At 64.6% G+C, this 9,582-nt stretch carries 9 protein-coding genes and 1 pseudogene; 4 read left to right on the top strand and 6 right to left on the bottom strand.

Annotated features, from left to right (window positions below; genetic code table 11):
* From WAW17_RS21185 to WAW17_RS21170, 4 genes are all read right to left on the bottom strand, one after another.
* Positions 1–406, bottom strand: a 406-nt coding sequence (locus tag WAW17_RS21185) for a diiron oxygenase (protein ID WP_422334879.1), incomplete at its 3' end; no start/stop codon positions are given.
* Positions 396–1,331 carry a prephenate dehydrogenase dimerization domain-containing protein gene (locus WAW17_RS21180; RefSeq protein ID WP_422334878.1) on the bottom strand — a complete coding sequence of 312 codons (936 nt, stop codon included), beginning with the start codon at positions 1,329–1,331 and terminating at the stop codon, positions 396–398. The genes WAW17_RS21180 and WAW17_RS21185, both read right to left, overlap by 11 nt.
* On the bottom strand, positions 1,328–3,400 hold the full coding sequence (gene pabB / locus WAW17_RS21175) for an aminodeoxychorismate synthase component I (protein ID WP_422334877.1): 2,073 nt from the start codon (positions 3,398–3,400) through the stop codon (positions 1,328–1,330). Before pabB ends, WAW17_RS21180 begins: the two co-directional genes overlap by 4 nt.
* Positions 3,397–3,780: a chorismate mutase family protein gene (locus WAW17_RS21170; protein WP_422334876.1), complete on the bottom strand. Its 384-nt coding sequence runs from the start codon at positions 3,778–3,780 to the stop codon at positions 3,397–3,399. The genes pabB and WAW17_RS21170 overlap by 4 nt, the downstream gene beginning before the upstream one ends.
* Positions 3,781–4,004: 224 nt before the next feature.
* Here WAW17_RS21170 and WAW17_RS21165 point away from each other — a divergent pair, with 224 nt between their 5' ends.
* Both WAW17_RS21165 and WAW17_RS21160 read left to right on the top strand, forming a co-directional pair.
* Positions 4,005–4,949, top strand: a complete 945-nt coding sequence (locus tag WAW17_RS21165) for an esterase/lipase family protein (RefSeq protein WP_422334875.1) — start codon at positions 4,005–4,007, stop codon at positions 4,947–4,949.
* A 38-nt stretch (positions 4,950–4,987) separates the two neighbouring features.
* Positions 4,988–5,614: a TetR/AcrR family transcriptional regulator gene (locus tag WAW17_RS21160; RefSeq protein ID WP_422334874.1), complete on the top strand. Its 627-nt coding sequence runs from the start codon at positions 4,988–4,990 to the stop codon at positions 5,612–5,614.
* Positions 5,615–5,630: 16 nt separating this feature from the next.
* Here WAW17_RS21160 and WAW17_RS21155 read toward each other — a convergent pair whose 3' ends face one another.
* Together WAW17_RS21155 and WAW17_RS21150 are read right to left on the bottom strand one after the other, a co-directional pair.
* Positions 5,631–6,326 (bottom strand): GntR family transcriptional regulator, encoded by a 696-nt coding sequence (locus tag WAW17_RS21155; RefSeq protein WP_422334873.1) that lies wholly within the window; start codon positions 6,324–6,326, stop codon positions 5,631–5,633.
* Between the two features lie 48 nt (positions 6,327–6,374).
* Positions 6,375–7,517, bottom strand: a complete 1,143-nt coding sequence (locus tag WAW17_RS21150) for an acyl-CoA dehydrogenase family protein (RefSeq protein ID WP_422334872.1) — start codon at positions 7,515–7,517, stop codon at positions 6,375–6,377.
* Between the two features lie 159 nt (positions 7,518–7,676).
* Between WAW17_RS21150 and WAW17_RS21145 the strand changes: the two genes are divergently transcribed.
* Both WAW17_RS21145 and WAW17_RS21140 read left to right on the top strand, forming a co-directional pair.
* The gene (locus tag WAW17_RS21145) at positions 7,677–9,206 is read left to right on the top strand and encodes an aldehyde dehydrogenase family protein (protein ID WP_422334871.1); all 1,530 of its coding nucleotides are present in this window, start codon (positions 7,677–7,679) and stop codon (positions 9,204–9,206) included.
* Between the two features lie 20 nt (positions 9,207–9,226).
* Positions 9,227–9,582 (top strand): annotated as a pseudogene (locus WAW17_RS21140) (DUF2236 domain-containing protein); the annotation flags it as partial.

Genomic DNA, 9,582 nt, shown 5'->3' with positions numbered 1-9,582 from the left:
GCATCAGCGTGTGGTACTGCTCGTCCACCATGGCCTGGTGCACGGCGATCGCGAAGGTGTCGCCCAGACCGCTGGCGAATGCGTCGTGCGCCACCAGATCGAATCCGGGATTCACGACGTACTGTTCGATGTCCATGACGTTCTTGTTGAAGCAGATCCACGCCCATGCCCGCAACCTGGCTTGCTGGTCCTGTGAGAGGCGGCGGAACGTGTCGTGATCCGCGAACGGCAGCAATTCGTCCGGATAGTCGTGTTTGTCGAGGTCGAACAGCGTGTCGAGATCGGGCTCGGCTCTCCTCACGGTGGCGCGCCGTCCCCAGTTCCCGGACAGTCGCCGGATGATGGCGCTTTCGACCGGGTCGCTCGGGTCGTGTGCAGGAATAGAACGAATCTGTTCAGGAATCATCACGAGTCTCCGTTCCTGTGCCGACCCGGGACGGCGGGCGCAACGAGTCGGTGAAGATGTCGGCGCAGAGCGCGGCGAGGGGCGCCTGTTCGTCGCCGAGCGGGGAACAGGCGCGGGCCATGAGAGCCCCGAAGTGGTGCTCCGTTCCGTGGTCGACGGTCTCGACGAGCGTGTGGAGTGCCGACGTCAGCGCGAGACGCGCCTCCCGCGCGAACGGATTGGCGGATTGGATATCCCAGTACACCTCCGGGACACCGCCGCCGACGCGTGCGAGGAGTGCGAGAGACATCAGATGTGGGGGAGTTGCCAGCGCCGTCAGATCTCGGCCGTCCACTCCGAGTTCGGCGAGTGCGAGACCGAAGGCGAGAATGCCGGCGTGGGTCAGCGCCTGCGTGACGGCTGTCAACCGATCGTGCCGTTCCGCGTCGAGCGAAACGACCGATGCACCCCATCCTTCCGACATCCGCGACAGGAACCAGTCGACGGGACGTCCACCGCGGTAGGTGACTGCTGCGATCGGGCGTCCGGAAGGGTCGAGGGTGGGAGCGAACATCGGGTTGATCCCGACCGCGCTGTTGCACAACTCACTCGACTGCAGGGCGGCCGCGAACCTGGACTTCACCGAGAGGGTATCGACGAGGAGAGCCTGCTCGGCCATCGACTTCGAGAGGACGGGAATCGCAGCGAGAGCCACACTTTCGGGTACCGCAAGGACCACCGCCTCCACCGAACCGAGGAGTGTGCGGACCTGGGATGAGGATTCGGTGATGTCGCCCTGTACATGATCGGGGCCCAGAGCGGGCTGAAGATCCACGGTGTGGATTCGCAGTCCGTCGGCGCGCAGCCGCGTCGCGACCATCCGGCCGACCTGTCCCGATCCGCCGATGACAGCGGCGGATCGGACGAGTGCGGTGGGGGGAGTCACTGACCGATCTCGTTCCCTCTGGGGGCGGTGACGGTGAGTGCACGCAACATGGTGGCGGCCTTCACCATCGCCTCCTCGAACTCCTCCTCGGGATCGGACAGGGCGGTGATCGCCCCGCCGATGCCGAATGTCACGTCGGTGTCCGTGGCGACGATCGTCCGGATGACGATCGACAGGTCGGCCGTGCCCGTCAGTGAGAAGTAGCCGATGGCACCCGAATACACGCCCCGCGGCCCGGACTCCAGCCGGTCGATGATCTCCATCGTCCGGATTTTCGGCGCGCCGGTCATCGAACCACCGGGGAACGCTGCACGGACACATTCGACCACCGATGCATCGGACTTCAGAGTGCCGCGCACCGTGGACACCAACTGGTGTACCGCCGCGTAGGTCTCGACATCGAAGAGTTTGGGAACGTGCACCGAACCCGGGATACAGACCCGCGCGAGGTCGTTCCGGGTGAGGTCGACGATCATCAGATTCTCGGCCCGATCCTTCTCGCTGTCGAGTAGATCCTGCCGGAGCGCCGCATCCTTGTCCGGGGTGACACCACGCGGCCGGGTGCCCTTGATCGGCTTGGACTCCACCACCCGGTCGGCGCCGATCCGAAGAAAGCGTTCCGGCGAAGCACTGAGCACCGACAGCCCGGCGAATTGCAGATAGGCGCTGTACGGGGTGGGACTGATGGTGCGTAGAAGTTCGAAGGTGGGCAGAGGGTTGATCGGCTGATCCACCGTCGCCATATTGGTCAGGCACACCTCATAGGACTCACCGGCCCGTATTTCGCCGAGTGAGGATGCGATGTGCGCAAGGTACCGGTCGTGGTCGTGCCGCAGTGCGAGCTCGACGGACTCGGGTTTTCTGATCGGAGGAACCGCGGACGACGTGTCGTCGGGCTCGGCCAGTCGGCGCAGCGCTGCCTCGGTTTCGTCCAGCCAGCGCAGCATCTCCGGATCGTTCTCGTGGTCGCTGAGGCACAGCGCATAGGTGCGCTCGTTCGAATGATCGATGACGACGGCGCGGTCCGCGAAGACCAGCGCCGCGTCCGGAGTGGGCGACTTGTGGGCGGCCGCGCCCCCTGTCTCCGCCTTGAGTTCGTATCCGAGATATCCGACGTAACCGAGGCCGAACGGCACTCCCGGCATTCCGGGGACGGATCTCGCCTGCAGCTGGCGCTCCAGATAATCGAAGAAGGGTGCGTGGACGTGCTCGACCGGCAACCCCTCCCGCGTGATCCGAACTATCGACTCGGTGACGTCATAGGTGATGTATTCGGCGCGGGGGCCCGCGCAATTCCCCATGATCGTGACTCTCGAATCCGCCTCGGATGCCGACGTTCCGTCCAGCCAGAAGGCGTTCGGTCCGGACGCGAAGAGCTCCTCGAAGGTGCTACGCGCATCCACTTCGTGATCCATCCGGATCTGCTTCACCACGTAGGGGGCGTGGGGAATCGGAATTTTGAGCCCGGCCCCGAGTGGAGGCCCGTCCGAATGAGTGGGGGTGAGGTCGCGGAAGTTCGCCAGTAATTCGTGCCCGAAGGCGGTGCTGATCGACTCCGGGTGGAACTGGACGCCCCACAGCGGCCGGTTTCGATGGCGAACACCCATCAACAATCCGTCGGAAGTCCACGCGGTCGCCTCGAGAACGCCGGGCAGATCCTGCACGACGAGCGAGTGGTATCGCACTGCGGGAAACGGCGACGGGATGCCGGCGAACAGATCGGACCCGTTGTGCTCGACCAGAGACACCCTGCCGTGCATCGGCTCGGGGGCCAGCACCACACTTCCGCCGAACAGGTGACACAGACCCTGGTGGCCGAGGCAGACGCCGAGCACCGGGAGCGGTGTCTGTGCGATGATGCGGGCGCTGATACCGAAATCGCGTTCTCGCTCCGGACGCCCCGGTCCGGGCGAGATGACGATGTTGTCGAAGTCGGACCAGGAGATCGACTCCCACTCCACGTCGTTGTGCACCACCGTCGGAGGCTCGCCGTTGACCTCGGCCAGCAGCGTGAAGAGGTTGTAGGTGAAGGAATCGTAGTTGTCGACGAGCAGGGTCCGGGTGCTCATGACGACTCGGCGTTCTGCGCCTCGGTCGCACTCTGCCCGTCGCCGCCCTCGATCACGACGTCTTCGAGCCGGCACGCCTCGGCGATCAGAAGGTTGTACAGCGAGTCGAGGAACTCGGGGGACACCCCGTGACGGGCGCCGTATCGGCGCGCTCGCTCGTGGACCACTCCCACTCGGTGTGGCTGCATCATTGCGATGCCTACAGTGCGCTTCACCTCGGCGATGTGCACGCACACCTCGAGCCGTCTGCGCACGGTGTCGAGCAGGGTCGAATCGACAGCGTCGAGCTCGGCTCGCAGACTGTCGAGAGCGTGTTCCGCGTCGGTGCCCGGGGGATCCCCCGGCTCGTCGCCGTTTCGCTGGTCCAAGGGGTAGTTCATGGTCGCCCCACTCGCTCGATCGGCAGTATTTTTCTCGTCCCGTTCCATCGTGGTTCATGAGTACTTCGTTTCCGCGCACTGTGCGGATTGCTCCGGGACGGACGAGAGCGGCGGAACGAAGAAGCGGCCGGCACCTCCTTGGTCTCGAGTTCGGATTGAGACTTTTGTGGACTGTTGGGTAACGTAACCAGCAGTCTATTTCGTCAACCCAGGATACGAGGCATATGCGTCCATCGTCTGCCGGTACGGTTCTCTTGACCGTATTGACATGTGTCGTCACGTTCTTCGCCGTCGCACCTGCCGGCGCCGAACCGGTGGTGACAGATCCGGAGCCGGTGGCCGATCCGGCGGTGCTTCCGGGCGCGAACGACTGGAACTGCACACCCTCGGTAGCGCATCCCCGCCCCGTGGTACTCGTCCATGGGACGTGGGTCGACATGGTGGCGACCTGGGAAACGCTCGCGCCTGCGCTCGCGTCCGAGGGTTACTGTGTTTTCGCGCTCAACTACGGCCAGTCAGCGGGTCTGTTCGGGGGCAATGTTCTCCGCATGTTCGGAGGCGGCGACATCGCGGAGTCGGCGCAGCAGCTCGCGGGATTCGTGGACCGGGTGCGCACCGAGACCGGTGCCCCGCAGGTAGACCTCGTCGGCCACTCGCTCGGCGGCACCGTGTCTCGTCAGTACCTGCGATTCGCGGGAGGCGCAGACCGTGTGGATCCGGCACGAAACAAGGTTCACACACTGGTCACACTCGGTGCGACGAATCACGGCACCAGCTTCGGTGACGTCCAGCTGCTGGGGGGTGTCGCGCAGGCACTGGGTATCCCGGTGACGGCACTCACCGGTGTCGCAGTGGGCCCGTCCTACATTCAGCAGATGGTGGGCTCGCCGTTCCTGCAGGTTCTCAACGCCGGCGGCGACACCGATCCGGGAATCCGATACACCGTCGTCGCGAGCCGGCGAGATACCGTGTCGACTCCGCCCGAGGCAACTTTTCTCACGCCAGGACCGGGTGCCGCCGTCGACAACGTCTGGCTTCAGGACGGGTGTGAGTCGAACCAGGCCGGCCACAATCAGTTGACCTCGGATCCGCGAGCCGTCTACATCGTCCAGAAGGCACTCGATCCTTCGTATGCCGGGCGCAACGCGGCGCCGTGTGAGGCGGGCTGACGGCGCCTCCGGTAATCGTCGAGGCGTAGGTTGACGGAATGTCGGACAACCCTCTTCTCGCGTTGCTCGGGACGCCCGGCGAACTCTTCGAGCCCGAGGACGAGCGAATCCTGGTCGCCGCGCTGGAGCAGTTCGCGCTGACGGGTGTCCGGCGCACCAGCACGGACGACATCGCGCGTCGCGCAGGCGTCAATCGAGCCACTCTGTATCGCAGGATGGGCACCAAGGACCAGATCGTCGGCGGTGCGATGGTGTTCGAGGCCGGTCGCGTATTGAGTCAGATCGAAGAGGCTCTGGGACCGGTCGGTGACCCTGCCGATTACGTCGTCCGATTCTTTGTCGTCACGCAGAATGCGTTGCGGGGCAACAGGCTTCTGCATCAACTGCTCGAGGTCGACCGGGATGAGACGCTGCTCGCGCTGACCGCTCGAGCGGGCCAGATCGTCGAACTGGCATCGGCATATCTCGGCAGCCGGATCCGGCGGATTCGCGAACACGCCGGTGTCGACGCCCCCGAGCCCGAGGTGTCCGCTGTTGCGGTCGTGATCACCCGGCTGACGCAATCGCTGCTTCTCACGCCGGACGGGCCACCGGAACTGGGTACCAGGGAGCAGATGGAGTCCTTCGCCCGGACCGTGCTTGTCCCGATGATGATCGGGCGCTGACACGAGGGGCGAGCCTTCAGTCCCAGATGCCGATCTCGTCGAGGTGCGCGACCAGCCGATGGGCGCCGTCGATGAAATGAGCCTTGTTTTCGGCGCCCACCACGTCGGCCTTCTTCTCCGCCATGGCCGCGATCAGCCGGATATGGCTCTCGACGGCAGACTGTCCCCATTCCGGGTCGGAGGAGTAGAAGTGCGCCGGCGTGTACCGGGTGGCGCTCAGCAGGAACCAGGACAGCTTGCTGGCATTCGCGAGATGGTTGAGGACACGGTGGAACTTGAATTCCAGGTCCTCTATCCGCGCGGCGTCACTGTCCGCCACCGCGCTGCGAAGCCGTTCGTTGATCCTGGCCAGTTCCTCCAGCGCCTCGGGCGTGACCGCCTTGGTGGCGCGGATGGCGAGTTCCTCGGCGATCTGGCCCTGCAGCCAGAAGAGGTCGTGGATGTCTTCGCGACTGAGGGGAGCGACGACGTAACCGCGATGGGGGACCAGCTCCACCAGGCCTTCGCCGCGCAGAGTCAGGAGCGCTTCGCGTACCGGAGTGACGCTCACTCCCAGCTCGGCAGCGGTCTCGTCGAGGCGAATGAAGTCACCCGGGCGAACGCCCCCGGACATGATCAGGTTGCGGACGTGCACCGCGACGTCGTCCGACAGCTGCGGTCGGCGGCGCAGGGTTTTGCCCGCTGAGGATCGTGGCAGGGATGGCGATGCCATGGGTGACTCCTTCGTTACGGCAGATCAGAATAACCGCGGGGGCGGTGTCTAGAGCCCGTAGGTCTTCCCGATGATGTCGCGCTGGATTTCGTTGGTGCCGCCGTAGATGCTGGACACGAGGGTGGTGCGCACGTGCTTTTCCATGTCGAACTCGGTGGCGTAGCCGTAGCCGCCCATCATCTGCATGCCCTCGAGTGCCACCTTCTTCGCGGTCTCGGTGACCTTCAGCTTCACCATCGACGCCTCCCGTGCCAGCATCTTGTCCGGGTTGGCGTCCGCTTCCTCGGCCACGCTGTAGACGAGGAGCTTGCAGCATTCGATCTCGGTCGCGAGGTCTGCAATGCGGTGACGCAGAGCCTGGAAGGTGCCGACCGGGCGGCCGAACTGCTTGCGCTGCGTGACGAACGCGAGTGTGTCGTCGAAGGCGCGCTGCGCGACTCCGAGCATCATTGCGCCGAGGATCAGGCGTTCGAAGTTCAGGCCGGTCATCAGCTGGCGCCAGCCGTTGCCGACTTCACCGACCACCGCATCCTCGGGCAGTGCGCAGTCGGTGAAGTAGAGGTCGTTGACCTCCTTGCCACCCATGGTGTCGATACCGCTGATCTTCAACCCCGGGGTCCCGGCAGGGACGTGGAACATGGTCAGACCTTCATGTTTACCGTCCCCGCGCCCGGTTCGCGCAACCAGCAGGATGTTATCGGCGAAGTGCGCGTTGGAACACCAGGTCTTCTGACCGTTGATCACCCAACCGTCGGCGGTCTTTTCGGCGCGGGTGCTGAGGTTGCCGACGTCGGAGCCCGCCTCGGGCTCGGACATGGAGATCGACTGTGATCGGCCGGCCACGATGCCGCGCAGGACGACGTCTTTCTGCGCTTCGGTACCGAACTTGGCATACGCACCGCCCGTGATCAGCGTGGGTCCGATCCCGCCGATGGGGGCCATGCCCTTGGCCGATTCCTCGAGGAGGATGCACATGTCGACGAGGCTGGCGTCAGAACCGTCGTATTCCTCGGGGATGGTGATGCCCAGCCATCCCAGCTTTGCCATCTTCTCGTAGACATCCTGGTTGTGGTTGTGCTCCCCGTGGTTGGTCAGCTTGTCTCGCTGCTCGCGGGTACCGGTCTCGCGTTTACAGAAGTCGGCGACCGCCCGCGCGAAGTCTTTCTGTTCGCTGGTGAATTCGACGCTCATGTCGGGGAACTCCTCGGATCGTGGGATCGGCGGACGCGCTGCTCTGCCGCGGGCTGGGTCGGCGGGCTTGCCGCGGGGCCTTGCGCCGCATAATGTGATGTGCAATACATTACATCACATCAAATATATTTGATGTGATCTCGAGGGAGGAAATCGACCATGCCACAGCAGGCAGAGACGACCGAGAAGCCGGCCGCGAAGTCCCCGCTGTCCACTGCATCGGCGCCGAAGACGTTCGCGTCGCTGGATCCGCGCAGCGGCACCGTCCTGGCCGAGTACCCGATCATGGGCGACGAGGAAGTGCGCGCGGCCGTCGACAAGGCCCGCGTCGCATCGACCTGGTGGAAGGGTCTGGGCTTTGACGGTCGAAAGCGCTGGCTGCTCGAGTGGAAGAAGTCGATGGCCCGCGACGGAAGTCAGCTCGCCGAACTCATCGCCGCCGAGACCGGCAAGCCCTACGACGACGCTCTCCTCGAAGTCATGCTGGCCATCGAGCATCTCGACTGGGCGGCGAAGAACGCCGGAAAGGTGTTGCGTCGGCGCAAGGTCTCGTCCGGTCTGGTCAGCGCGAATCAGGGCAGCAGCGTCGGTTACGAACCGATGGGTGTCGTCGGCGTCATCGGCCCGTGGAACTACCCCGTCTACACCCCGATGGGTTCGGTCTCCTATGCATTGGCGGCGGGAAACACCGTGGTGTTCAAGCCCAGTGAGCTGACCCCCGGTGTGGCCGTCTGGCTGGCCGACAAATGGCAGGCCCTCGTCCCGAATCAGCCCGTGCTCCAGGTCGTCACAGGAGACGGGTCCACCGGGTCGGCACTGGTGAAGGCAGGCGTGGACAAGGTCGCCTTCACCGGCTCGGCCGCAACCGGCAAACGGGTGATGGCGGCTTGCGCCGAAACCCTCACACCTCTGGTGGTCGAGGCGGGCGGCAAGGACGCCATGCTCGTGGACGCCGATGCGAACCTCGAGGATGCTGCGGGATTCGCGGTGTTCGGCGCGATGGGTAACGCGGGCCAGACGTGTGCCGGTGTGGAACGGATCTACGTCGTCGACAGCGCGTACGACCGGTTCGTGCAACTCTTCACCGAGAAGGCGAAGGCCCTCCATCCGGGCGGCAAGGACGCCTCCTACGGGCCGATGACCATGCCGAGTCAGGCGGACGTCGTCCGCAGCCACGTGCAGGACGCTCTCGACAAGGGCGGCTCGGCCGTGGTGGGTGGCCTCGACTCCATCAAGGACGGGTATGTCGGACCGATCGTCCTGACCGGCGTTCCCGAGAACAGCAGCGCGGTCTGCGAGGAGACCTTCGGGCCCACCGTGGTCATCAACAAGGTGGCCAGTCTCGACGAGGCCGTGGAGAAGGCCAACGGCACCACCTTCGGCCTCGGCGCCTCCGTCTTCACCAAGGACTCGAAGAAGGCGATGCAGATCGCCGAGCGACTCAGGACCGGAGTCGTGACCATCGGATCGGTGCTCGGATTCGCCGGAGTGGCGGCGTTACCCTTCGGCGGCGTCGGGGACTCCGGATTCGGCCGGATCCACGGTGCGGACGGTCTTCGCGAATTCAGCCGCGTCAAGTCGATCACTCAGCAGAAGTTCCGGGCTCCGCTGAATCTCCTGACCATGGAACGCAAGGCCCGGGACATGAAGATTTCGGCGTGGATGCTCAAGAGCAGGCACGGACGCTGACGAAACGGCAGGGGAATCACATGCTGACCAATGACAAGGTTGTAGACGCGCCATCCGGGGACCGCGTTCCCAGCGGACGGTACGGCTGGGCGCGTCGGATCGAGGAACTCGATCCGATGCGTGACCATCAGGAAATCCACCGCATCACAGCAGGATACGAGTTTCCGTGGGACTACCAGCGCTCACTCGAGTTCGCGCTGTTCCGGACCTACTGCGTGCCGACCATCTCGGAACTGTTGCAGCGCACCGGTGAATTCGAGAAGCGTCCCCAGAAGCGCTACGACGACACCGCGCTGTTGATGGCCGAACTCGTCGAGCACGGATACGACTCCGAACGTGGAATCGAATCGCTGCGTGTGGTCAACCGGATGCACAA

Source organism: Rhodococcus sp. (in: high G+C Gram-positive bacteria), assembly GCF_049286785.1.
Classification (GTDB): Bacteria; Actinomycetota; Actinomycetes; order Mycobacteriales; family Mycobacteriaceae; genus Rhodococcus_F.
This window is presented reverse-complemented; position numbering and strand designations above follow the sequence as displayed.

Bases quoted from the DNA above. Each gene is read 5' to 3' on its own strand.
- WAW17_RS21150 (WP_422334872.1), bottom strand. From the start codon at position 7,517: ATGAGCGTCGAATTCACCAGCGAACAGAAAGACTTCGCGCGGGCGGTC.
- WAW17_RS21145 (WP_422334871.1), top strand. From the start codon at position 7,677: ATGCCACAGCAGGCAGAGACGACCGAGAAGCCGGCCGCGAAGTCCCCG.
- pabB (WP_422334877.1), bottom strand. From the start codon at position 3,400: ATGAGCACCCGGACCCTGCTCGTCGACAACTACGATTCCTTCACCTAC.
- WAW17_RS21160 (WP_422334874.1), top strand. From the start codon at position 4,988: ATGTCGGACAACCCTCTTCTCGCGTTGCTCGGGACGCCCGGCGAACTC.
- WAW17_RS21155 (WP_422334873.1), bottom strand. From the start codon at position 6,326: ATGGCATCGCCATCCCTGCCACGATCCTCAGCGGGCAAAACCCTGCGC.
- WAW17_RS21170 (WP_422334876.1), bottom strand. From the start codon at position 3,780: ATGAACTACCCCTTGGACCAGCGAAACGGCGACGAGCCGGGGGATCCC.
- WAW17_RS21165 (WP_422334875.1), top strand. From the start codon at position 4,005: ATGCGTCCATCGTCTGCCGGTACGGTTCTCTTGACCGTATTGACATGT.